This is a genomic window from Serratia sp. PAMC26656 (genome assembly GCF_016469055.2).
GTDB lineage: Bacteria > Pseudomonadota > Gammaproteobacteria > Enterobacterales > Enterobacteriaceae > Serratia > Serratia plymuthica.
The window spans coordinates 894,591-917,760 of the sequence record NZ_CP150486.1 but is presented as its reverse complement, the minus strand read 5'-3'; the positions used below and the strand labels follow the sequence as shown (position 1 = coordinate 917,760).

26 protein-coding genes, 4 tRNA genes and 1 pseudogene are annotated in these 23,170 nt (G+C 53.4%); 12 read left to right on the top strand and 19 right to left on the bottom strand.

Annotated elements, in window-relative coordinates; translation table 11 throughout:
• Positions 1-11: 11 nt before the first annotated feature.
• Complete coding sequence (tyrA, locus tag JEM67_RS04855) at positions 12-1,133, bottom strand: bifunctional chorismate mutase/prephenate dehydrogenase (protein ID WP_013811571.1); 1,122 nt, start codon at positions 1,131-1,133, stop codon at positions 12-14.
• Positions 1,134-1,139: 6 nt separating this feature from the next.
• Positions 1,140-2,213: a 3-deoxy-7-phosphoheptulonate synthase gene (locus JEM67_RS04850; RefSeq protein ID WP_006323715.1), complete on the bottom strand. Its 1,074-nt coding sequence runs from the start codon at positions 2,211-2,213 to the stop codon at positions 1,140-1,142.
• A 564-nt stretch (positions 2,214-2,777) separates the two neighbouring features.
• On the opposite strand from JEM67_RS04850, the gene JEM67_RS04845 reads away from it, so the two are divergent.
• A complete protein-coding gene (locus JEM67_RS04845) occupies positions 2,778-3,542 on the top strand; it encodes a DUF481 domain-containing protein (RefSeq protein WP_062869687.1) in 765 nt (254 codons plus the stop codon).
• Positions 3,543-3,588: 46 nt separating this feature from the next.
• Here the strand turns inward: JEM67_RS04845 and JEM67_RS04840 are convergent, their stop codons facing one another.
• Positions 3,589-4,485 carry a helix-turn-helix domain-containing protein gene (locus JEM67_RS04840; RefSeq protein WP_199638353.1) on the bottom strand — a complete coding sequence of 299 codons (897 nt, stop codon included), beginning with the start codon at positions 4,483-4,485 and terminating at the stop codon, positions 3,589-3,591.
• Between the two features lie 229 nt (positions 4,486-4,714).
• Here JEM67_RS04840 and JEM67_RS04835 point away from each other — a divergent pair, with 229 nt between their 5' ends.
• From JEM67_RS04835 to JEM67_RS04795, 9 genes and pseudogenes are all read left to right on the top strand, one after another.
• A complete protein-coding gene (locus JEM67_RS04835; RefSeq protein ID WP_199638351.1) occupies positions 4,715-5,023 on the top strand; it encodes a hypothetical protein in 309 nt (102 codons plus the stop codon).
• A gap of 75 nt (positions 5,024-5,098) precedes the next feature.
• The gene (locus JEM67_RS04830) at positions 5,099-5,320 is read left to right on the top strand and encodes a TraR/DksA C4-type zinc finger protein (RefSeq protein ID WP_199638349.1); all 222 of its coding nucleotides are present in this window, start codon (positions 5,099-5,101) and stop codon (positions 5,318-5,320) included.
• A 343-nt stretch (positions 5,321-5,663) separates the two neighbouring features.
• On the top strand, positions 5,664-5,849 hold the full coding sequence (locus JEM67_RS04825) for a hypothetical protein (protein ID WP_233527823.1): 186 nt from the start codon (positions 5,664-5,666) through the stop codon (positions 5,847-5,849).
• A 206-nt stretch (positions 5,850-6,055) separates the two neighbouring features.
• On the top strand, positions 6,056-6,259 hold the full coding sequence (locus JEM67_RS04820; protein ID WP_041415897.1) for a tail protein X: 204 nt from the start codon (positions 6,056-6,058) through the stop codon (positions 6,257-6,259).
• A 3-nt stretch (positions 6,260-6,262) separates the two neighbouring features.
• A complete protein-coding gene (locus JEM67_RS04815) occupies positions 6,263-6,481 on the top strand; it encodes an HP1 family phage holin (RefSeq protein WP_006323707.1) in 219 nt (72 codons plus the stop codon).
• Positions 6,465-6,977 (top strand): lysozyme, encoded by a 513-nt coding sequence (locus tag JEM67_RS04810; RefSeq protein WP_199638345.1) that lies wholly within the window; start codon positions 6,465-6,467, stop codon positions 6,975-6,977. The genes JEM67_RS04815 and JEM67_RS04810 overlap by 17 nt, the downstream gene beginning before the upstream one ends.
• Positions 6,978-7,044: 67 nt before the next feature.
• Positions 7,045-8,171: pseudogene (locus tag JEM67_RS04805) on the top strand (contractile injection system protein, VgrG/Pvc8 family).
• 88 nt (positions 8,172-8,259) lie between these two features.
• The gene (locus tag JEM67_RS04800) at positions 8,260-8,478 is read left to right on the top strand and encodes a DNA-binding transcriptional regulator (protein WP_065505891.1); all 219 of its coding nucleotides are present in this window, start codon (positions 8,260-8,262) and stop codon (positions 8,476-8,478) included.
• Between the two features lie 281 nt (positions 8,479-8,759).
• The gene (locus tag JEM67_RS04795) at positions 8,760-9,131 is read left to right on the top strand and encodes a hypothetical protein (protein ID WP_199638343.1); all 372 of its coding nucleotides are present in this window, start codon (positions 8,760-8,762) and stop codon (positions 9,129-9,131) included.
• Positions 9,132-9,222: 91 nt separating this feature from the next.
• On the opposite strand, the gene rplS is transcribed toward JEM67_RS04795, so the two are convergent.
• The 5 genes from rplS to ffh all read right to left on the bottom strand — a co-directional run bounded on the left by rplS (position 9,223) and on the right by ffh (position 12,847).
• Positions 9,223-9,579: a 50S ribosomal protein L19 gene (rplS, locus tag JEM67_RS04790; RefSeq protein WP_004950372.1), complete on the bottom strand. Its 357-nt coding sequence runs from the start codon at positions 9,577-9,579 to the stop codon at positions 9,223-9,225.
• A gap of 54 nt (positions 9,580-9,633) precedes the next feature.
• Entirely contained in the window at positions 9,634-10,401 is a 768-nt protein-coding gene (gene trmD, locus JEM67_RS04785; RefSeq protein ID WP_006323688.1) for a tRNA (guanosine(37)-N1)-methyltransferase TrmD, read from the bottom strand.
• 52 nt (positions 10,402-10,453) lie between these two features.
• Positions 10,454-11,002 (bottom strand): ribosome maturation factor RimM, encoded by a 549-nt coding sequence (gene rimM / locus JEM67_RS04780; RefSeq protein WP_004950368.1) that lies wholly within the window; start codon positions 11,000-11,002, stop codon positions 10,454-10,456.
• A gap of 18 nt (positions 11,003-11,020) precedes the next feature.
• The gene (rpsP, locus tag JEM67_RS04775; protein ID WP_004932501.1) at positions 11,021-11,269 is read right to left on the bottom strand and encodes a 30S ribosomal protein S16; all 249 of its coding nucleotides are present in this window, start codon (positions 11,267-11,269) and stop codon (positions 11,021-11,023) included.
• A gap of 216 nt (positions 11,270-11,485) precedes the next feature.
• Positions 11,486-12,847, bottom strand: coding sequence for a signal recognition particle protein (gene ffh, locus JEM67_RS04770; RefSeq protein WP_006323687.1), 1,362 nt, complete (start codon positions 12,845-12,847; stop codon positions 11,486-11,488).
• A gap of 169 nt (positions 12,848-13,016) precedes the next feature.
• On the opposite strand from ffh, the gene JEM67_RS04765 reads away from it, so the two are divergent.
• The gene (locus JEM67_RS04765; protein ID WP_199638341.1) at positions 13,017-13,808 is read left to right on the top strand and encodes a cytochrome C assembly family protein; all 792 of its coding nucleotides are present in this window, start codon (positions 13,017-13,019) and stop codon (positions 13,806-13,808) included.
• Positions 13,809-13,850: 42 nt separating this feature from the next.
• Positions 13,851-15,140, top strand: a complete 1,290-nt coding sequence (locus JEM67_RS04760; protein ID WP_199638339.1) for an HlyC/CorC family transporter — start codon at positions 13,851-13,853, stop codon at positions 15,138-15,140.
• A gap of 69 nt (positions 15,141-15,209) precedes the next feature.
• Here JEM67_RS04760 and luxS read toward each other — a convergent pair whose 3' ends face one another.
• The 11 genes from luxS to recX form a co-directional block, all read right to left on the bottom strand.
• The gene (gene luxS, locus JEM67_RS04755) at positions 15,210-15,725 is read right to left on the bottom strand and encodes an S-ribosylhomocysteine lyase (protein ID WP_199638337.1); all 516 of its coding nucleotides are present in this window, start codon (positions 15,723-15,725) and stop codon (positions 15,210-15,212) included.
• Between the two features lie 166 nt (positions 15,726-15,891).
• Positions 15,892-17,454 (bottom strand): glutamate--cysteine ligase, encoded by a 1,563-nt coding sequence (gene gshA, locus JEM67_RS04750; RefSeq protein ID WP_199638335.1) that lies wholly within the window; start codon positions 17,452-17,454, stop codon positions 15,892-15,894.
• Positions 17,455-17,536: 82 nt separating this feature from the next.
• A complete protein-coding gene (locus tag JEM67_RS04745) occupies positions 17,537-17,965 on the bottom strand; it encodes a YqaA family protein (protein ID WP_199638333.1) in 429 nt (142 codons plus the stop codon).
• Positions 17,962-18,528 (bottom strand): fructose-1-phosphate/6-phosphogluconate phosphatase, encoded by a 567-nt coding sequence (yqaB, locus tag JEM67_RS04740; protein ID WP_004950329.1) that lies wholly within the window; start codon positions 18,526-18,528, stop codon positions 17,962-17,964. Before yqaB ends, JEM67_RS04745 begins: the two co-directional genes overlap by 4 nt.
• A 175-nt stretch (positions 18,529-18,703) precedes the next feature.
• Positions 18,704-18,780, bottom strand: a tRNA-Arg gene (locus JEM67_RS04735).
• Between the two features lie 50 nt (positions 18,781-18,830).
• Positions 18,831-18,907, bottom strand: a tRNA-Arg gene (locus JEM67_RS04730).
• 60 nt (positions 18,908-18,967) lie between these two features.
• Positions 18,968-19,044: transfer RNA gene (locus tag JEM67_RS04725), tRNA-Arg, on the bottom strand.
• 3 nt (positions 19,045-19,047) lie between these two features.
• Positions 19,048-19,140, bottom strand: a tRNA-Ser gene (locus JEM67_RS04720).
• A 309-nt stretch (positions 19,141-19,449) separates the two neighbouring features.
• Positions 19,450-19,635 (bottom strand): carbon storage regulator CsrA, encoded by a 186-nt coding sequence (gene csrA / locus JEM67_RS04715; protein ID WP_004950328.1) that lies wholly within the window; start codon positions 19,633-19,635, stop codon positions 19,450-19,452.
• A gap of 252 nt (positions 19,636-19,887) precedes the next feature.
• A complete protein-coding gene (gene alaS, locus JEM67_RS04710; RefSeq protein WP_199638331.1) occupies positions 19,888-22,515 on the bottom strand; it encodes an alanine--tRNA ligase in 2,628 nt (875 codons plus the stop codon).
• 132 nt (positions 22,516-22,647) lie between these two features.
• Complete coding sequence (gene recX / locus JEM67_RS04705; RefSeq protein ID WP_199638329.1) at positions 22,648-23,154, bottom strand: recombination regulator RecX; 507 nt, start codon at positions 23,152-23,154, stop codon at positions 22,648-22,650.
• Positions 23,155-23,170: the final 16 nt, after the last annotated feature.

The following is a 23,170-nucleotide window of genomic DNA, read 5'->3' as shown; positions in this document are numbered from 1 at the left end:
ACCCTGATAACTTATTGCCGACTGTCATTCGCCTGCCGCAACAGCGAACGGCTTTCCACCAGGAAGCGTTGGGCGTAATCGCCAAACCAGTCCTCCACCTTCTGGAAGCTCTGGATAAACGCCTGCTTATCTCCGTGTTCCAGTAGCTTTATCGCCTCGCCAAAACGCTGGTAGTAGCGTTTAATCAGCGCGATGTTCTCTTCCGACGACATGATGATATCCGCATACAACTGCGGGTCCTGAGCAAACAGTCGCCCGACCATCGCCAGTTCCAGCCGGTAGATTGGCGAAGACAGCGCCAGCAGTTGTTCCAATTGAACGTTCTCTTCCGCCAGATGCAGCCCATAGGCAAAAGTCGCGAAATGGCGTAGCGCCTGGATAAACGCCATATTCTGATCGTGCTCAACTGCGCTGATGCGGTGTAAACGAGCACCCCACACCTGCAACTGTTCCAGCAACCACTGATAGGCTTCCGGTTGGCGACCATCGCAATACACCACGACCTGCTTGGCCACGCTGCCTACATCCGGCCCGAACATCGGGTGCAGCCCCACCACCGGGCCACCATGTGCCGCAAGCATGGCATTCAGAGGACGATTTTTTACCGAAGCCAGATCGACAAGAATACAATCCGCCGGCAACGGCGGCAGCCGCTCAATCACCTGTTCGGTCACGTGAATAGGCACGCTGACGATCACCATGCCAGCATCCGCCAACAATGCGTCGGCCTGCGGCCAATCTTCCTGATCCAGCACCTTGACCTGGTAGCCGGACAGCGTCAGCAGACGATTGAACAACCGCCCCATTTGACCGTTACCGCCGATAATCACAATCGGGCGCAACTGCGGACACAAGGTTTTAAAACCTTTGTCATTCTCGCTGACGTAAGACTCGCGCATCACGCGGCGCAGTACGTCTTCGATCAGATCCGGCGGCACGCCAAGGTTTTCCGCTTCTTTACGGCGCGAGGCCAGCATCGCCGCCTCACGCTCGGGAACGTACACCGGTAAACCGTGGTGGCTTTTAACCTCGCCCACTTCCGCCACCAGTTGCAGGCGTTTCGCCAGCAGCTCCAGCAGCGCTTTATCCACTTCGTCGATTTGATCGCGCAACGCGGTCAGTTCAGCCACCATAACTTACTACTCTCCAGTGCGTGCCGTCAGCGCAGCGCCGAGTTCCTGGTGCATATGGCGCAGCAGCGTCTCTGTACTCTCCCAGTTAATGCAGGCGTCAGTAACAGAAACACCGTAGCGCATATCTGCACGTGGTTGCTCAGAAGACTGGCTGCCTTCGTGCAGGTGACTTTCCAGCATAATGCCGGTGATCGAACGGTTACCCGCTTTGATCTGCTCAACCACGGACTCGGCAACCGCCGGCTGACGGCGATAGTCTTTATTCGAGTTGCCATGGCTGCAATCTATCATCAAGGATGGGTGGAGTCCCGCATCCTGCATCTGTTTTTCGCAAGCCGCAACGTGCTCGGCGCTGTAGTTTGGCGTCTTGCCGCCGCGCAGGATCACGTGGCCATCCGGATTACCCTGAGTTTGCAACAGACACACCTGACCCGCCTGATTAATACCGACAAACCGGTGCGGCATTGCCGCTGCGCGCATGGCGTTAATTGCCGTACCCAGGCTGCCATCGGTACCGTTTTTGAAACCTACCGGCATTGACAACCCTGAAGCCATCTCACGGTGAGTTTGCGATTCAGTAGTACGGGCACCAATCGCTGACCAACTGAACAAATCGCCCAGGTATTGCGGGCTGTTCGGATCCAACGCTTCGGTCGCCAACGGCAACCCCATCCCGACCAGGTCAAGCAACAGGCGACGCGCGATGTGCAAACCTGCCTCAACGTCAAACGAACCATCCATGTACGGGTCGTTAATCAGGCCCTTCCAGCCGACCGTGGTCCGCGGTTTCTCAAAATAGACACGCATAACGATATACAGCTGATCGCTCAATTCAGCCGACAGGGTTTTCAAATGACGGGCGTAATCCAGTGCCGCATCCGGATCGTGGATAGAACAAGGCCCGCACACCACCAGCAGGCGGTGATCGCGCCCCTGCAGAATATCGGCGATGGTTTTGCGCGCAGTGGCGATTTCATTTTCATCGCTGGCGCTAAGCGGGAACTGGTTCTTCAGTTCTTCCGGTGTGATCAGAATTTGTTCTGCACTGATATGTACGTTATTGAGCGCGTCTTTTTGCATGATGCTATTCCTGTCGTTTTGCCGTTATGCGTAAGCGTGATGAGAACGTTGAGCGTTTCAGAGCCTTACCCTACCATGAACTGTAAAGTTTTCAATCCGAAATCCGTAAATAAAAAATTACCACCACAACACGCCCCCAAAAACTCAGGATATCGATAGCAGAAAAAAGCAGTCATTTCATTGATTTTAAATCAATAAAAATAAATTTAATCACCTTTCCGGTTCTGATTTACGGCCTATTGTTTTGAACACTCCAGACGACAACCGTAAACATTAATGTACAAAAAACATTGCAGCACATGGCAGACAGGAACGGAGCCTCAGCGGGGTTATGACAGCCGTTTTTGTTGCCCACCGGCGACAATCTCGTCTAAAAACCCATCAGACCTTAAGGACACTTAGCATGATGTGCCAACGGGAGGGGTTAATTAAGTAGAAGAAAAGTGAATAAGTGAGGATGGAAAATTTAAAACTTAAGCTAATCACGGCTATTTTTGTCGCAATGCCGAATCGTTATAATGTGACCGTTATCACCTATAATCACTCTTAACAACTGGATCCAAAATGCTCTCTTTACGCGCTCGTCGCGCTATTCCACTATTCATTAGCTGTTTGACTGCCTTCACCAGCGTTTCAGCCTTTGCCGACAATACGCTTTTCACTGCGATGGACGACCCGGCCACCGCTAAAAAGCCGTTTGAAGGTAATGTCCAGGCCGGATACAACGCCCAGTCAGGCAACTCGCAAAGTTCGACCCTGTTGGCCAATACCAGCATGACCTGGTTTAACAGCGATGCTGCCTACAGCCTGTGGGGAGCGGCCAACAACACCACGTCTTCCAACGTGCGCTCATCGGAAAAGTATCAGGCCGGCGGCCGTACCCGTTATAATCTGTCCGATCGCAATTACCTGTTCGGTCAGGCAAGCTGGCTGAGCGATCGTTTTAACGGTTACGACTCTCGTTCTACTGCAACCGGCGGTTACGGTCGTCAATTGCTCAATGGGCCGCTCAGCGACTTACGGGTAGAATTTGGTCCGGGCGTGCGTCACGATGAATATCATGGCGGTGGCCGTTCAACGAAAGCGCTGGCCTACGGCGCAGCCAACTATTCGTACCAGCTGACCGACACCACCAAGTTCTCCGAAGGCGTTTCGGCACTGGCTAACGAAGAAACCACGCTGAACTCCGAAACCGCATTAAGCGTTGCGATCAACGACAAGTTCTCGCTGCGCCTGGCTTACACCGTGACTTACAACAGCAAACCACCGGCGTCTGCGCCGAAAAATACCGACACCACCACCTCGGTCTCGCTGGTTTACGGCCTGTAATCCTTCCAAGCCTCACTCGATCAAGCCCATCATTGATGGGCTTTTTTTATGCTTGCGGGCTCAGCGTCAACCAGACTATGCCCAGCGCTTTCAGTGCATCGGGAGAACATTGAAAATCCGTATGACCTCCACTCACCTGCACCTGATTGCCCGGCAGACGCGCGATATCATAGACGTCCAGGTTGCCGTCGATGTCGATCAGCCAACGGCCATTGGCAATGTGCGTCACCGACAAATCCACCAGCCAGGATAACCGCCCGCCGTCGATATAGGCCGGCTGCGCTACACTGGCCGGGATCAACGAACTGTCCGCCACCCATTCGCCCGCATCTTTCAACTGCCCGGCGATCAATCGATACTTGGGTAAGGTTCGCCCTCCTGCAGGCGCGGTTTCAGCCCCGTTGTCGGCCCACATATCTCCCTGGCCGGTCGCCAGCCATAACAAAGACACGCCGGTATCCAGAGCGCAGGTCACCACGATATCCCCAGGGAAATAGTTACGGCGCACCCAGGTGCTCATCGTGCCCGAAGAAATCCCCAGCAGATCCCCCAATTCTTTTTGCAGACTGAAGCCATAAGCATCGAGAATACGACGAAGCACGCTCTTCCCACCCGAAGCAAGCACCCGATCATAAAGCGCTTTACCCTGCGCAGGCTGTACTGGCTTGTGGATATTTCTTGTTTTTGCAAGTTCACCGTTCATTAACCAAGCCAAATCTGCACCAGTGGTTAATGCACAGCTGATGATCACATAGCCGGGCACGCTACCGCGCTGTTGCCAGCTGCTGATGTTATTTGGGGCTATCCCGAGGATTTCGCTCAGCTCTTTTTGCGTACCAACGCCATAAGATGAAAGGAGCCTTTCAATCACTGCGCCCACAGAGGCATTATCACTCACAGTCTCTTCACGCATATCATCACCGATTAAAATCAAAATTTGCATTTACAAGTCGCATTTTGCGATCTAAAGTAGCATCTGATCGCCTAACAAACGATTTTCATGTCACTTTAGTTAAGATGATGCGACATGATTAATGAAAATGCAAACACCGCATCATGCCAATAGCAAGTCCATAGGTATCGGGTTCGATACTCTGTATTGCAGATGCCCGGTAAGAATCGGACCTTGCTTTTGCAAGTAAAACGTCAATGCGCATGCAAAGGAGGTTGTCATGCTGCTGGCCACTGAAGAGCAACGGGCTATCGGCCTGCGGCACATTGCAGAAATCCGCCGTACGCTGTTTGCCCAACAGACCAATCAGGCCGAGGAGATCTACAACACGGCGCCGCTGCATTTACGCCACACGTTGTGTTTTCACGCCGGATTGACCGAAAGCCACTCGTTGCTGCCGTTGTTCCACGAAATGAGCTATCCCCAGCGACAGAAAATTGTTGCTGCGCTCAATGACTTTATTGCGCTGGGTAAGTCGCTACCGCGCTATATCAGCGAAGAAGACTGCCAGCTAACTCAGGAAAAATAACCGTTGGTCATTCCAGGCGTGCAATCCGCCGGATGCCGCTCGGCCCCAATTCGCCCCTTGTCAGGAGAACATACCTTGGCTGACACCATTGATATAGCGCAAGAGCGCCAAGCACTGATGCTCGAGAAGCAAATCGCGCACGCCAGACCGGCAATAACACAGACCTCGGCACGGTTTTGCATTGAATGCGAAGCCGCAATCCCGACAGCACGACGCATCGCCATTCCCGGGGTAAGCCGCTGCGTGACCTGTCAGGAAATCGCAGAGGCCCAACAACGTCATTTTATTCGGCGCTAAAAGCCCTGCTCTCCTTCCTTGCGCCGGCGGTACAGGCTCACCCCGCGCCACCCTATATTTGCGGGCGCAGTTCACCGAACGCCACCGGCAGCGACTGAACCCACTGGCGCTATGGGGTACTCGCTTTCGCACGCCGGTTATGGACACGCATTCTGCAACGGGAAGTCCCGCTCAGAAGGGGAGCATCGCCTTCAACGCCCCTCTCGTACAATTTCTGCTAATCAATGACTGGGCATATTTTTACTGCACAAATGATAAGTCTGACCATTGACGCCTTTAGCGTTTTGCTTAATACTGTATAAATAAACAGTATGATTAATAGAGGGTAAAAACAGTGAATGTCATGGATAAACAACAAGTAACACTGTCCCGAATCCAGTTCATCGCCGATGTTTCACAGGCTGCTCAATGCAACTCCAACGAGTTGCTGATCGCCATGTCACTGATCTCGGATCTCGCCGGCCAAGTACTGCCAGACAATGATTATCAAGAAATATTTTACCCGGCCGACAGGCAGGACCCTCGCTAGGCCAACGCCTGAATACGCCTCCCCCCCCCTATTTCCAACACCCGCAGCCAGCGGGTGTTTTCGTTTCTGTCGCACGTATTTTTCGCTTTAGTTGTGCCACCTCATCCACAACGCCATTACATTGCCGCCTCTTGCCACGCGCGGGAAACTGGTGAGCATTCGGGGGGCAGCCCCCTCTCACCCACTCACATCGCAGGATGGTAATGATGAAAATTTATGCACAACAGGGCGACACCATTGACGCGATTTGCTGGCGCTATTACGGCCGTACACAACGTCTGGTAGAGCAGGTCTATCTCGCCAATATCGGCTTGGCCGACGTTGGCCCGCTGCTGCCGCACGGTCACCCGATCGAGCTACCGGACCTGCCGGCGGCGGCGCAACGCGAAACCGTCAAACTCTGGGACTAAGCGATGGAAAAATTCACATCAACCTTCGCCTACATAGTGGCAGCCTGCCTGGCCTGGCTCGGACGACATTCTGCACAGGATATCGCCATTCTGGTCGGCGCAGCAGTCGGTGTCGGCACCTTCGCGGTGAATTGGTACTACCGGCGCAAAAGCTATCAGCTGTTGGAGTCATTAAAAAAAAACGGCCTGAAACCCGGAGTCTACGATGAACTCACTCGCTAAACGCTGCAGCGTGGCCGTTATTCTGGCGATCGCCGCCTTACTGCCGCAATTCGATACCCTGAAAACCTCCGAACAAGGATTGCGCCTGATCGCCGATTTTGAAGGCTGCCAGCTCGCCCCCTATCAGTGCAGCGCAGGCGTCTGGACCAGCGGCATCGGCCATACCGCCGGCGTGAAACCGGGTGCCCCCATCAGCGAACGTCAGGCGGCCGCCAATCTGCTCGACGATGTCCGCAACGTCGAACGCGGTATAGCTCGCTGCATCAATGTAGCGATGCCGCAGCAGGTTTATGACGCAGTCAGCGCCTTTGCCTTTAACGTCGGCGTCAATGCCGCCTGTAATTCCACCCTGGCCACCTTTATTAAACGCCGGCAATGGCAGGCAGCCTGCGATCAATTGCCGCGCTGGGTTTATGTCAACGGCGTCAAAAGCAAAGGGCTGGAACGCCGCCGCAACGCCGAACGAGCATTATGCCTGCAGGGAAGCCGTTCATGACGGCAGCTTTTGGCATTGCTTTCTTCTATTCCCCCCCAAGCAGGCCCCGCCTGCCAGGAGACATATCATGTTAAAACCCGAGCAGTTGCGCACAGCACTTGTCAACGCTCTACCTGCTCTGCAGGCGTTCCCCGACAGGCTACGCCTCAACCTCGATGACGGCCGCGTGGTTTCTACGCTGGGTCCTTCGCTGTCGTTCGAATACCAATCCCTGACATTGACCGATCACCGCGGTTTTACCGCAGATCAGTTGGTGCTTGAGCTCGACGATGCCGATGGCCAAGTGGTGATGCCGACACGTAATCAGGTGATTACCCTGAAGCTGGGCTGGAAAGGTCAGGGGTTAGTCGATAAAGGCAAGTTTACTATTGATGAAGTCGAGCATCAGGGGGCACCAGATAAACTCACCCTCCGTGCCCGCAGCGTCGACTTTAGAGGCTCGATGAACATCGCCCGCGATCATTCTTATCATGACAAAACCCTGGGTGACATCGTTAATGAGATAGCAAACCGTAACCGTCTGGGCAATACACTGGCAACCGGACTTGCCGAGATAAAGATATCCCACATCGACCAGACTCAAGAAACAGATGCCGCGTTCCTGACCCGACTGGCCACGATGAATGGTGCGGTGGCGGCCATCAAAAACGAGCGACTGCTGTTTCTCATTCCTGGCTGAGGGCAAACTGCATCAGGCAAATCCATTGATCCGTTTATCCTGGCCCGTAATGACGGCGACCAGCACTACTTTAACCTGGCCGATCGCGGGAATTACACCGGCGCTCGCGCCAAGTGGCAGGATACGAAGAACGCCAAACCGCAGCAGCTAGCGGTGCAACGCCAGCATGCCGCCTCTGACGAGGCAGAAACCCCCAACTATCTCGAGGGTGACAGTAATAACGTTTTCACTTTGCCTACGATTTATGCCAACAAAGAAAATGCTATGCGGGCAGCCAGAGCAAAATGGGAACGCATCCAGCAGGGAAACTACCGTTTTCTATCAACCTGGCGATGGGCCGGCCCGAGCTTTATCCCGAGACGCCAATTCAGGTACGCGGATTCAAGGAAGCCATCGATCGGCAAAACTGGATAATCAATACGGTAGTTCACACATTAAACGCCAGTGGCTATGTCACCAAAATCGATCTCGATGTGCTGACTCAACGGGTTGAGTTCACCATTATCGATCATTGATTTTATTTTGAATCCAAATCTTGCTTTTGCAAGTTAACCGGCTATTATAAGTCACATAACTTGATGCAGTCGAAAGGGGGATTCAACTATGATGCACTGTCCACTATGCGGTAACGTGGCCCACACTCGCTCCAGCCGCTACCTGAGCGAGTCGACCAAGGAGCGCTATCATCAATGCCAGAACATTAACTGCAGCTGTACCTTTGCCACGCACGAGTCCGTCGCGCGGGTGATCGTAAAGCCCGGTGATATCATCCCGGCTCAACCGCACCCGGAGAAAGGCAAACAGCGCGCTACCGCACTCTAATGCATAGCCTGCGACAGCAGGCTTTTTCCTTATTGCCAACTCAAGAGTTGGCAAATATCAATTTTGCCTTTCAATCCGTCAAATTGTGGCTAATAAGGTTTTCAGTATTTAATCAATGAATTATCATTATAAAACTGTATGAATAGTTGCCGAATACCATTGGTTACCGCTAAAGAGCGACTCCTTCCCCATATCAGACATGGAATAAGGCCGATTTAAAGCGGATCGGGATATCCCCACCATGTTAAATAATTCAATAAACTGCACACAAAGAGGTTCCCATGCAATTTAAGCAGGTGTTATTTGCCCTGAGCTTGCTCGTACCTATGGCGACAATAGCCGCACCGAAAGGCTTCGTTGACCCGACAGGGTTTAAAGGCACTGAAGCTGAAAAACAAGCCGTGATTGGCTATATCCAGGCAAAAACCAAAAAAGACATGCAATCAGTGGGCATGGATAACCCAGCCACCCTACGCATGATGGAAAAAACCAATCTGGATGCCTTTAAGAAACTGACTGAAGCCACCGACAAAAAACTACTGAAGAAAGTGGTTAAAACCTACTGCGATCAAATAGACATGTGTACTTATCAAAACCTACAGATGATGTATGACCGGGATTTAGACGCCAGCAAGCAAAACCTGAGTTGGTAACGTCCCAGCGGTGGTTTGTTTCCCGCGGACATAAAAAAAGGGGTTGGCATATTGCCAACCCCTTCATAGCTATTAACTTTTGGATGCAGCGTTAGCCGACGCGGTTCAGACGCTCTTTGATACGAGCAGACTTACCAGTACGCTCACGCAGATAGTACAGTTTGGCTTTACGAACGGCACCACGACGTTTAACAGTAATGCTGTCGATTACTGGGGAGTGAGTCTGGAATACACGCTCAACACCTTCGCCGTTGGAAATCTTACGAACAGTGAATGCAGAGTGCAGACCGCGGTTACGGATAGCGATAACCACGCCCTCGAATGCCTGCAGACGTTTTTTGCTACCTTCAACGACCCATACCTTCACTTCCACGGAATCACCCGGACGGAATGCAGGTACGTCTTGCTTCATCTGCTCTTGTTCAATTTGCTTAATAATGTTGCTCATAATATGTCTCTTACCCTAGGTAAACTGATATATCGGTCCCGTCGAGCCAGATGCTCAGACGTTCCCTTCATAGTCCTGCTGCTTGGCCTGATGTTCCCGTTGGAACTCAGCCAGCAACACCGCTTGCTCGTCAGTCAGAGCTAGGCTTTCCAGAAGTTCAGGTCTTCTAAGCCAGGTACGGCCCAGCGACTGCTTTAAGCGCCAGCGACGTATCTCGGCATGGTTGCCCGACAGTAAAACCGGCGGAACCTCCATCCCTTCCAACACCTCAGGACGGGTATAGTGCGGGCAGTCCAGCAATCCATCGGCAAAAGAATCCTCTTCTGCTGAAGCCTGATGGCCCAGTACACCCGGTATAAAACGGGCGACAGAATCAATCAGGGTCATTGCCGGCAGTTCCCCACCGCTGAGAACATAATCGCCGATTGACCATTCTTCATCAATTTCGGTTTGGATTACGCGCTCGTCTATCCCTTCATAACGGCCACAAACCAGAATCATCTTCGAGTTGGCCGCCAGTTCGCACACGCCGGTTTGATCCAGCTTGCGCCCCTGAGGTGACAGATAAATCACCTTTGCTCCCTCGCCTGCCGCTGCTTTTGCTGCATGAATAGCTTCCCGCAAGGGTTGCACCATCATCAGCATTCCCGGGCCGCCGCCATAAGGGCGATCGTCCACGGTACGATGCCGGTCGTAGGTGAAGTCACGCGGACTCCAACACTGCACGCTCAGCAGGCCATTTTTTACTGCCCGGCTAGTCACCCCGTAATCGGTGATCGCGCGGAACATCTCAGGAAACAGGCTTACAATACCAATGAACACAAGCCAATCCCCATACCGTTATTCCACTTGTTTCGACCGTTTAATTCGGAGGTCAAAAACCAGGATCCCAATCTGCCTCAATCACGCGAGCAGTGAGATCGACTTTCTTGATAACCTGCCCATGAAGAAACGGGACCAACCGCTCCTTCATGCCGAACGCATCCTTCAGATTAGCTTTCACAACCATCACGTCGTTCGAACCGGTTTCCATCATATCGACGACTTTACCCAGTTCGTAGCCGGTGGTAGTGACTACCTGGCAGCCCATAAGGTCTTTCCAGTAGTAGTCATCACCTTCCAGCTCGGGAAGTTGTTCCGAATCCACGACAATCTCACGATTGGTCAGTAGATTCGCAGCATCCCGATCGTCAACGCCTTTGACTTTGATGATCAGGTCCTGACTGTGGCGCTTCCAGTCTTCCAACTCGACAAGCTGCCATTGACCCGCCTGCTGGATAAACCAGGGCTGATAGTCAAAAATGCTTTCGGCATTCTCGGTGGATGAAAATACTCTGAGCCAACCACGGATGCCGTAAGTAGACCCCATTTTACCGAGTACAATCGGCGCGATCGGTGCTACCGGTTTGAGTTGCTTGCTCATTGCCACCACCGCGACAGATTAAGCTGCTTTCTTAGCGTCTTTGATCAGCGCGTGAACGCGATCAGAAACGGTTGCACCCAGGCCGACCCAATGTTCGATGCGGTCCAGGTCCAGACGCAGTGCTTCAGCCTGACCAGATGCGATCGGGTTGAAGAAGCCTACGCGCTCGATGAAGCGACCATCACGAGCATTGCGGCTGTCGGTCACTACTACTTGATAGAACGGACGCTTTTTAGCGCCGCCACGTGCCAAACGAATTGTTACCATAACATCCTCTTTAGTTAATAAAACAGCCGGGCCCCATTGAGGGAACGGGGCCCGGTTGCAATATAAAAAGCCCGAAAATTTTACTCATTTTGGCGCAAAAAGCAATCTAAAGCGTAGATCACCGTCAACAACTTTTTTCGGCCAGCACTATTTCGGGCGTTTTTTGCCGCGAACGGCAAATGCTTAAACACGCTCACCCCAAGGGGCAAGCGCCTGTCAGCGGCCTGGGAAGCCCGGCGGCATCATACCTTTCATGCCGCGCATCATTTTCGCCATCCCGCCTTTCTTCATCTTTTTCATCATGCGCTGCATTTCGTCGAACTGCTTTAACAAGCGATTAACATCTTGCACCTGCATGCCGGATCCCATCGCGATACGACGTTTGCGCGAACCTTTGATGATTTCCGGTTTGGCGCGCTCTTTCAGCGTCATCGAGTTGATGATCGCCTCCATGCGCACCAGCACTTTATCGTCCATCTGCGATTTCACATTGTCCGGCAGTTGGCCGGCACCGGGCAATTTGCTCAGCATGTTTGCCATGCCGCCCATGTTACGCATCTGCTTCAACTGTTCCAGGAAGTCGGTCAGATCGAAACCGTCGCCCTTCTTCAGTTTGTTAGCCAGTTTTTCCGCTTGCTCGCGGTCAACTTTGCTTTCGATATCTTCGATCAGCGACAGCACATCGCCCATGCCGAGAATACGTGATGCCACGCGATCTGGATGGAATGGCTCCAGCGCATCGGTCTTCTCGCCCACACCGAGGAACTTGATGGGTTTGCCGGTAATGTGGCGGATAGACAGCGCGGCACCGCCACGCGCATCGCCGTCGACCTTGGTCAGCACCACGCCGGTCAGCGGTAGCGCCTCGTTAAAGGCCTTGGCCGTATTGGCGGCATCCTGACCGGTCATGGCATCGACCACAAACAGGGTTTCCACCGGCTTGATCGCCGCGTGCACCTGTTTGATCTCGTCCATCATCGCTTCGTCTACGTGCAAGCGGCCGGCGGTATCGACGATCAGCACGTCGTAGAATTTCAGCTTGGCCTGCTGCAATGCACGGTTAACGATGTCGATCGGCTTTTCTTTGACATCCGACGGGAAGAAATCGATGCCGACGCCTTCCGCCAACGTTTCCAACTGCCTGATCGCCGCCGGACGGTAAACGTCCGCGGAAACCACCAATACTTTTTTCTTCTGTTTTTCTTTCAGGAATTTGCCGAGCTTGGCGACGCTGGTGGTTTTACCGGCGCCTTGCAGGCCCGCCATCAGCACCACGGCCGGCGGTTGCGCAGCCAGGTTCAGCTCGGTATTCACCTCGCCCATCGCGGCAATCAGCTCGCTCTTGACGATCTTGACGAACTCTTGCCCCGGCGTCAGGCTCTTGTTGACTTCATGCCCCACCGCACTCTCTTTGACGCGGTTGATAAAGTCGCGCACCACCGGCAGCGCAACGTCCGCTTCCAGCAACGCCATGCGCACTTCACGCAGGGTTTCCTTGATATTCTCTTCGGTCAGCCGCCCACGGCCGCTGATATTGCGCAGGGTGCGCGACAATCGATCGGTTAAATTTTCAAACATCGTCTCATGCTCAACGTGTAATGACAGGCCGCTTTGGCGACACAATTGCGGCGATGATAACACGAAGCGTACAGGATCTCTGCCCCAGCGTTGGAGATCGGTTGGAGTAGAACGCGCTCAACGCTATACTGGCAATCCAATTAACCATGCCGAAGCAAAATTAAACGCTATGCCAGTTTTCTCCATTGTGGCTTTGATGGCCTACCTGCTCAGCCTTGGACTGATTATTCCCAGCTTGTTGCGGAAGAATAGCGCATACCGTCGGCTTGCTATCGTCTCGGCGGTGGTGGCGCTAATTTGCCATGCCATCGCACTGCAGCAACGCATCTTTGACGTCAGCGCCGGGCAAAATCTCAGCCTGCTGAACATCGGTTCCATCGTCAGCCTGATCATTTGTTCGATCATGACCTTTGTCGCTTCGCGCAATCGCGGCTGGTTCTTGCTGCCCATCGTTTATAGCTTCGCGATGATCAATCTGACCTTCGCCAGCTTTATGCCGGGCGAGTTCATCACCCATCTGGAAGCCAGCCCGGAGCTGATGGTGCATATCGGTCTGGCGCTGTTCTCTTACGCTACGCTGATTATTGCCGCACTGTATGCGCTGCAGCTTGCCTGGTTGGACTACCTGCTAAAAAATAAAAAACTGTCCTTCAGTGCCGACATGCCGCCGCTGATGAGTATCGAACGCAAAATGTTCCACATCACCCAGATCGGCGTAGTGCTGCTCACGCTCACGCTGTGTACCGGTCTGCTTTATATGGATAACCTGTTCAGCAAAGAGAACGTTCACAAAGCCGTGCTGTCCATCATGGCCTGGTTTGTGTACATCGTTCTGCTGTGGGGCCATTATCATGAAGGTTGGCGCGGACGTCGTGTCGTTTGGTTCAGCTTTGCCGGCGCTTTCTTGCTGACGCTGGCCTACTTCGGCAGCCGTCTGATTCAACAAGTCATGGTGCGCTAAGCCGCCTCAGGCCCTCTTTTCCCTTATATAAGGAATACCGCGTTGGAGCACGTTTCGACAGGGACCCTGATCATTATTCTGGTGATCATGATTGTGGTCTCCGCTTACTTCTCAGCATCCGAAACCGGCATGATGACGCTCAACCGCTATCGTCTCCGTCATCTCGCCAAGCAGGGTAACCGCTCTGCCCGCCGGGTCGAGAAACTGCTGCAAAAACCGGATCGCCTGATTGGCCTGGTGCTGATCGGCAATAACCTGGTGAACATTCTCGCATCGGCCCTGGGGACCATTGTCGGTATGCGTTTGTATGGCGACCTCGGTGTGGCCATCGCCACCGGCGTATTGACGTTCGCCGTGCTGTTGTTCGCCGAAGTGCTGCCAAAAACCTTCGCCGCGCTGTATCCGGAACGCATCGCCTTCCCCAGCAGCTTTTTACTGGCGCCTCTGCAGAAGGTGATGTTCCCGCTAGTGTGGCTGCTCAATGGCATCACCACGCTGATATTACGCGTGTTCGGTATTCGTACCAACGTGCGCGTCAGCGATGCGGTGAGCAAGGACGAGCTGCGCACCATCGTCAATGAATCCCACTCGCAGATTTCCCGTCGCAATCAGGACATGCTGATCTCGGTGCTGGATCTGGAAAAGGTGACGGTCGATGACATCATGGTACCGCGCAACGAAATCGTCGGTATCGACGTCAATGACGACTGGAAGTCGATCATGCGCCAGCTCACCCACTCGCCGCACGGCCGCATCGTGCTGTATCGCAGCTCGCTGGATGACGCTATCGGCATGCTGAGGGTGCGTGAAGCTTACCGGCTGATGACCGAGAAGAAAGAGTTTAACAAAGAGAACTTGTTGCGCGCCGCTGACGAAATTTACTACGTGCCTGAAGGTACGCCGCTCAATGTCCAACTGGTAAAATTCCAGCGGAATAAAGAGAAAGTCGGCATCGTGGTGGACGAGTACGGTGATATTCAGGGGCTGGTAACGGTGGAAGATATTCTGGAGGAGATCGTAGGCGATTTCACGACCTCAATGTCACCCACGCTGGCGGAGGAAGTTAATCCGCAGAGCGACGGATCCGTACTGATAGACGGTACTGCCAACGTGCGCGAGTTAAACAAGGCGTTCAACTGGACGCTGCCGGCCACCGAGGCTCGTACCATTAACGGCATGCTGCTGGAAGAGCTGGAAGAGATCCCCGAGATCGGGACCCGTGTGCGCATAAGTCACTACGACGTCGATATCCTCGACGTGCAAGACAATATGATAAAACAGGTGCGGGTCACACCGATAAAGTCGCTGCAATCCAGCGTTCAACAGCGCTGATTGCCCGCCAGAAAGAGAAAAGACGCGAACCTCGCGTCTTTTTTTATCGCTGTAGCCTGTGGCTGTGAACTAGATGTGCAGTTCCTGCAGCTTTTCTTTCGGCAGCGCCAGCTCTTCGTTGTGGTTCACTACCACGTCGTGATCAAGAATGTGCTTGGCGATTTCCTGCGCTTCTTCCAAAGAGTGCATATGATAAGTTCCGCACTGGAACTCATTCAGCTCAGGAATTTTGCGCTGGTCAGTCACGTTCAGCACGTCGGACATCGCCGCTTTCCACGCATCGGCAACGCGCTGCTCTTCCGGCACGCCAATCAGGCTCATGTAGAAACCGGTGCGGCATCCCATCGGGGAGATATCGATAATCTCAACGCCCTGGCCGTTCAGATGATCGCGCATAAAGCCGGCAAACAGGTGTTCCAGCGTATGAATGCCGCGTTCTGGCATCACTTCCAGGTTCGGCCGACAGAAGCGCAGATCGAACACGGTGATGGTATCGCCATGAGGAGTTTTCATGGTTTTCGCGACGCGGACAGCCGGGGCTGCCATGCGGGTATGGTCTACGGTGAAGCTATCCAGCAGTGGCATTTCGTTACCTCCTCGTGAAAGAGTATTTATTTCGAAACTTTTTTAACTAACCAGGAAACCTTTTCCAACCCAGCGAGTCTGAGTATGTGAAAGACGCGCATTTGTTATCATCATCCCTGTCATCAGAGATGCATATTTGGCCACATTGATGTGGCCTTTTTCTTTTTCAGCCCCCGCCGTGTTGCTTCAGGAACTCTTCAAAGCTTAGCGTATCGCTGGCTTCTATGTTGCGTTGACGCTGCCATGAGGCTTCCTGTTCCTTCGCCAGATCGGCTTCGGTCAGAATTTCCAACGGCTCTTCCATCAGCATCTGACGGTACTGCTCGGCCAATTGCAGGCCCACGCGGCCGGTTCCCTCTTCCTTCATCGCTTTCAGGATGCGAGCAGAGAACGTCAGCTCCGGATCGTCAAACGCCGCAACCAGCTCATCGCAAACTTGCTGGTACTGACGATCTCCGGCTTCGCTATCCAGTACCTCAGCTACGCGTCGCAGATCGTCAAACAACGCCTTACCGACTTTCTCCAGCGGCTCACGGCTGTCATCACAGCCCATACCGATGGTTTGGCCAGGCTTGCGTCCTTCGAGGATCACCCGATTCCAGTTTTTGCGCGTGCACAGCAGTTCATCACTGTTCATCTCTGGCGCGTCGGCCAGCACGCACCACACCAGGAACAGGTCCAGGAAGCGCGCCTGCACCGCATCCACGCCGATTGGCGAGAATGGATTGATGTCCAGCGAACGCACTTCGATATATTCGATACCACCGCGCAGCAGCGCATCTGACGGCGTCTCACCGCTTTTAGTCACACGCTTCGGCCGGATCGGCGCATACAGCTCATTTTCAATCTGCAGCACGTTACTGTTCAATTGCAGGTAACGATCGCCATCCTTTACACCCAATTCGGCGAACTCTTCAGAAGGCGTGACAATCGCCCGCTTCAGACCGGCGACATAACTTTGCAGATCGTTGAAGGTAATACCCAGATTGCTCTGGGATTTATTGGTGTAGCCCAGATCGCTCAATCGCAGCGAAGTGGCATACGGCAGATAGCACATCCCTTGTTCAGTACGCTCGAACGGCAATGCGGTCTCACGCCCTTTCAGGAACGAGGAACAGATCGCCGGTGACGCGCCGAACAAATACGAGATCACCCAGCCAAAACGGTAGTAATTGCGGATCAGGCGGAAGTAGCCCGCAGAAATCTGCTCTTTACCGCTTTCTGCGTCTTTAACGCCGGCCCATGCCTGCCAGAACTCCAGCGGCAGCGAGAAATTGTAATGCACGCCGGAAATGGTCTGCATCAGCGCACCGTAGCGATTTTTCAATCCTTCACGGTACAGCGTTTTCATGCGGCCAATATTCGACGAACCGAACTGCGCCAGCTCAATGTCTTGCTCGGCTTCAATAAAGCACGGCATGCTGAGCGGCCACATGCGTTCATCACCCAGATTACGCGCCACGTGACGATGGATATCACGCAGGAACGTCAACAGGTGGTCGAGGTTATCGTCAACCGGCGTAATAAACTCTAACAGCGCCTCGGCAAAGTCTGTGGTAATCCAGTGGTGCGTTAATGCCGCCCCCAACTTCTCCGGATGTCCGGTTGTCGCCAGTTTTCCGTCCGCAGTGACACGCAGCGTTTCACGCTCGATGCCGCGACGAATACCTTTTAATGCATGGGGGTGGGCTTCCAACCAAGAAAGCGCCTGTGATACGTCCGGGATCAAATTGACCTCCCGCTTCTAAAAACAATAACTCGTAAGCATACTGAATCTGCACCAGAGTGAATATTGAGTTATATTCACTTCGTTAATGCCACCAGGTCATTCCCTGTAACGTTATCATAGTCAAAATGATGTAACGCAGCGCCTTTCCGATACACAGAAACAGCGCTACAGGGCCCCAGGGCATGCGCAGCCAACCTGCCAACACGCACAACAAATCGCCCACTACCGGCACCCAACTGAGCAACAGCGCAGCCGGGCCAAAGCGTTTCATCCACCCGAGCGCTGTCTCCAGCCCCCGCTGCGGTTTCAACGCCGGTAACAAGCGTCCGATAATGACATTGGTCAACCCACCGAGCGTATTCCCCAACGTCGCGGCCAACACCAGTAACTCCGGTGAGACACGGCTGTTGGCCAGCAAGGCGACCAAAACAATCTCTGAATTTCCCGGCAGCAGCGTCGCACTGAGGAAACTGCTGCCGAATAACGACATAACCGCCAGCGTACTACTCAAAGCGTGCGAACGTCTACGACAGCCATATTGGCGCTTTTCGCCGCCTGGATACCGAAATCTGCGTCTTCAAATACCACGCATTTTTCCGGCGGCACGCCCATCAGCTCGGCGCAACGCAGGAAAGTATCGGGTTCGGGCTTGTGCCGCAGTACGTCATCGGCACCCACGATCGCATCAAAACAGTGGAACAGGCCCAAATGGCGTAGCAAAGACTCCGCCATACGATGTTCGCTGCCGGTGCCAACCGCCATTGGACGACGGCCGTGATAGGCTTTGACTACCTCAATCAGCGGCAGAGGGCGCACGGTATCCAGCAGCATCGTTTCCACCGCACGGGTTTTCTCCGCAGCCAGTTGATGGGGATCGAGATCGGCCTGATGGCGGGTAATAATCGACTGGGCAATGCGCCAGCTCGGAGAACCGTTCAGCGCCACCATGGCCGCTTCATCAAACGTCATACCGTAACGGGCCAGCACCTCGTGCCACGCTTTACGGTGCGTCGGCTCGGTATCAAGAATAGTGCCGTCCATGTCGAAGATCAGACCCTGATAGCGGTCGTACATCGTTACTCCATGATCGTTGAGGAAAGAAAACTACTTTAGCGTAAAGCCGGAGGGTTGTCGCTGATCGCGTAATGGCGGAATGTGCTCTGGGAAAAGTTCGGAGAGAAGAGAAGTGCGGAAAGTATTTTGCCAAGACCGGAAAGCGAAAAACCCGCCGAAGCGGGTTTTTCTTAGATGGTGCATCCAGGAGGATTCGAACCTCCGACCGCTCGGTTCGTAGCCGAGTACTCTATCCAGCTGAGCTATGGATGCATTACTGTTTTTGTTTTGTCTGCTTGAGGAAACAAGTTTGACAGAAAGAATGGTGCATCCAGGAGGATTCGAACCTCCGACCGCTCGGTTCGTAGCCGAGTACTCTATCCAGCTGAGCTATGGATGCACAGGAATTCTTTTTTGATACCGTATGGTACGTTTTACTACCCCACCATACTGCAAAATATGGTGCATCCAGGAGGATTCGAACCTCCGACCGCTCGGTTCGTAGCCGAGTACTCTATCCAGCTGAGCTATGGATGCAAATGGCGGTGAGGCGGGGATTCGAACCCCGGATGCAGCTTTTGACCGCATACTCCCTTAGCAGGGGAGCGCCTTCAGCCTCTCGGCCACCTCACCATACGCTTCTTTCGAATTGTGCCTAACTTGCTTTAGAGAAGCTCATCGGCACTGCGTGGCGCACATATTACTTTCTCCGACTTTTAAGTCAAACAATTTTTCCCAACTCACGTGCGTTTGCGCAATTCACGCTCAACATGGGCGATTTCACGGCAAAAAGAGTGTTTTATCAACAGACCACTAGTGTAAAACCGCAAACAAAGCGAATGGCTGCAATCGGGAAATGAGAAGAAGAAAGTGGGAAAAGATAATGATGGGCACAAAAAAGCTCAGTAGCGTCTCGCCAAGCAACGAGACGCTGCTTCGAAATCAGAAGGTCGTCTGTTGAGACTTCTCTGCCTGAATGCGCTGATAGATTTCTTCGCGGTGCACTGACACCTCTTTAGGGGCATTCACACCAATACGAACCTGGTTGCCCTTGACCCCTAACACTGTGACAGTGACCTCATCGCCAATCATGAGGGTTTCACCAACTCGACGAGTCAGAATTAACATTCTTTGCTCCTTGAAAGATTAAAAGAGTCGGGTCTCTCAGTTTCCCCGTCATTATCCATCATATGCTGCGAAAACGTAAGCCATCTAACCCACAATAAGTGTAAGCAGGCTTGGTCTCACCTCAGATAATGATAAGTTTAGCCGACCTGAAAAACTTTGTTCCCGGAATTGTAACTAAATTGTGTTAGCACAGGCTAAAAACGCCATAATCAGCAATGAGTTATGGCGTTTATAAGTGCTATTTATTTATATTCACAGTTTCGAAGCCACCCAGGCCTCTACGCTGTTTAAGGCCGCTGGCAGGGCACTGACATCGGTACCCCCGGCCTGCGCCATGTCGGGGCGCCCACCCCCTTTGCCGCCAACCTGCTGCGCTACGTGACCGATCAACTCGCCGGCTTTCACCCGGTCGGTCAAATCTTTGGTCACGCCGGCAATCAGGCTAACCTTATCGTCAGCCGTAGTGGCCAGCACGATAATTGCAGAACCCAGCTGATTTTTCAGATCGTCAACCATGGTCCGCAGCATTTTCGCCTCAACGTTATCAAGCTGGCTGACCAACAGCTGCACGCCATTGACCCTTTTCGCCTGGCTGGACAACGAAGCGCTTTCCTGCGCAGCTTGCTGATCTTTCAACTGCTGCAGCTCTTTCTCCAGTGCGCGCGTACGATCCAGCACCGCACGCACCTTGTCCGTCAGGTTGCTATTGTCACCTTTCACCAAGTGCGCAACGTCCTGTAACAGATCGTTTTGCTGATGAAGGGTCGCAATCGCGCCCTCGCCGGTTACGGCTTCAATACGGCGAATACCCGCTGCGGTACCTGATTCGGTCAGAATGCGGAACAGGCCGATATCACCGGTACGGCTGGCGTGAGTACCGCCACACAGTTCGGTAGAGAAGTCACCCATGGTCAGTACACGTACGCTGTCGTCGTACTTCTCGCCAAACAGCGCCATCGCGCCCTTCTCTTTGGCATCGTCCAGCGCCATCACTTCGGTTTGCACCGGCAGGTTACGACGCACCTGCTGGTTAACCAAATCTTCCACAACGCGGATTTGTTCCGGCTTCATCGCTTCAAAATGCGAGAAATCGAAACGCAGATATTTATCGTTAACCAGCGAGCCTTTCTGCGCCACGTGCTCGCCCAGCGTCTGACGCAATGCGGCATGCAGCAAGTGGGTAGCTGAGTGGTTCAAACGAATACGATTACGGCGGGCGATATCAATCTGCGCATCGACGCGATCCTTCACCTTCAGCACGCCATGGGACAACTTGCCCTGATGTCCGATAGCCTGACCGTATTTCTGCGTATCGCTAACCACAAAATCCGCACCGACAGCTTTCAGCACGCCTTTATCACCAACCTGACCACCGGATTCACCGTAGAATGGCGTTTCATCCAGTACTACAACAGCCTCTTCGCCCGCGTGGATCTCATCCACCGGCTGGCCGTCGCGGAACAACGCCGTCACTGTAGCCTGCTGTTCTTCGTGGTCATACCCACTGAACTGGCTGGCGTCATCAACGCGGATCATGCTGTTGTAGTCGGCACCAAAGCCGCTGGACTCGCGCGCACGGCGTCGCTGCGCTTCCATCGCTTGTTCGAAGCCGGCTTCATCCACTTTCAAACCGCGCTCACGGCACACGTCTGCGGTTAAATCGACCGGGAAGCCATAGGTGTCATACAGGCGGAAGGCGGCTTCTCCATCCAGGGTATCGCCCTGCAGATTGGCCAGCTCTTCGTCCAACAACGCCAGACCACGCTCCAACGTACGGGCAAACTGGTCTTCTTCGGTTTTCAACACTTTCTCAACCAGCGATTGCTGACGCTTCAATTCGTCGGCTGCCGAGCCCATGACTTCGATCAGCGGCGCAACCAGTTTATAGAAGAAGCTCTCTTTCGCGCCCAGCATGTTGCCATGGCGGATAGCACGACGGATGATGCGGCGCAGCACGTAGCCGCGGCCTTCGCTTGACGGCATTACGCCGTCTGACACCAGGAAGGCGCAGGAACGGATATGGTCGGCGATAACACGCAGGGATTTGTTATCCAAATCAACCGCGCCGGTCACTTTCGCCACTGCGGTAATCAGCTTGCTGAACAGATCGATTTCATAGTTGGAGTTCACATGCTGCAGCACCGCGGCAATGCGTTCCAGGCCCATACCGGTATCTACCGAAGGTTTTGGCAGAGGCAACATAGTGCCGTCAGATTGACGGTTGAACTGCATGAAAACGATGTTCCAGATCTCGATGTAACGATCGCCATCCTCTTCCGCGCTGCCTGGCGGGCCACCCCAGATGTGATCGCCGTGATCGTAGAAGATCTCGGTGCACGGGCCACATGGGCCGGTATCGCCCATTTGCCAGAAGTTGTCAGACGCGAAGGCCGCGCCCTTATTGTCGCCGATGCGGATAATGCGTTCTGCCGGTACGCCAATCTGCTTCTGCCAGATGTCGAAGGCTTCGTCATCGGTTTCATAGACGGTCACCCACAGCCTTTCTTTTGGCAGGTTAAACCAGTTTTCACCGGTCAACAGTTCCCATGCGTAACTGATGGCATCGTGTTTGAAATAGTCGCCGAAGCTGAAGTTGCCCAGCATTTCAAAGAACGTATGGTGACGTGCGGTATAACCGACGTTCTCCAGATCGTTATGCTTACCGCCCGCACGCACGCAACGCTGTGAGGTAGTGGCGCGGGAATAGGCACGCTTGTCCAGCCCCAGGAAAACATCTTTAAATTGGTTCATGCCGGCATTGGTAAACAACAATGTCGGATCATTGTTAGGTACCAGGGAGCTGCTTGCTACAACCTGGTGGCCTTTACTATGAAAGAAATCGAGAAACGCTTGACGGATCTCAGCGGTGCTCTTGCTCATAATTTTCCCGGAAAGGCTAGAATAACGACACGTGAGCAAGAGCGCGACATCCTGACGATGGCATCTAGCTCACGAACAAAAAGTGGGGATAAGATAAATTTTCTTCAGAGGGAAGTAAAACCCCGTGTGCGCTCATTGCGCAAAATCACGGTAAATTGACTGAATTTCTTCCTGAAAGAAGCCCCGATAGAGCAGATAACGCTGCACTTTGGCTTTCTCTTTCCAGTCCGTTGGCAGTTCGTCGCCAAATTTACGCTGCGCCACCAGTTTGGCTTGTTCACACCAGTCGATATCACAGTCTGCCAGCGCCGTCTGAGTCAGCTCTTTATCCACGCCCTTTTGCATCAGTTCCGAGCGAATGCGCTGCGCGCCGTAACCTTTACGGCTGCGACTGCCGATATAACTGCGGGCAAAGCGTTGATCGTCCAGCCAGTTGTGCTGGTAGCAATAGGCAATAACCTGCTCGATAACGGCGGGATCTACGGGTTCTTCAGGGGGCGGCGCAGAGGGGGTGGGGGTCTTGGAGCCGAATCTGGCTTTCGCCATAAATGGCTGCGCCGCAAGTTTGCGGCGCAGTTCAGCTTCACTATGATCGCGTTGCGACAGCAGGCGCATTGCGCGGCTCAGCAAGTCATTCATTATTCAAGCCTGATTT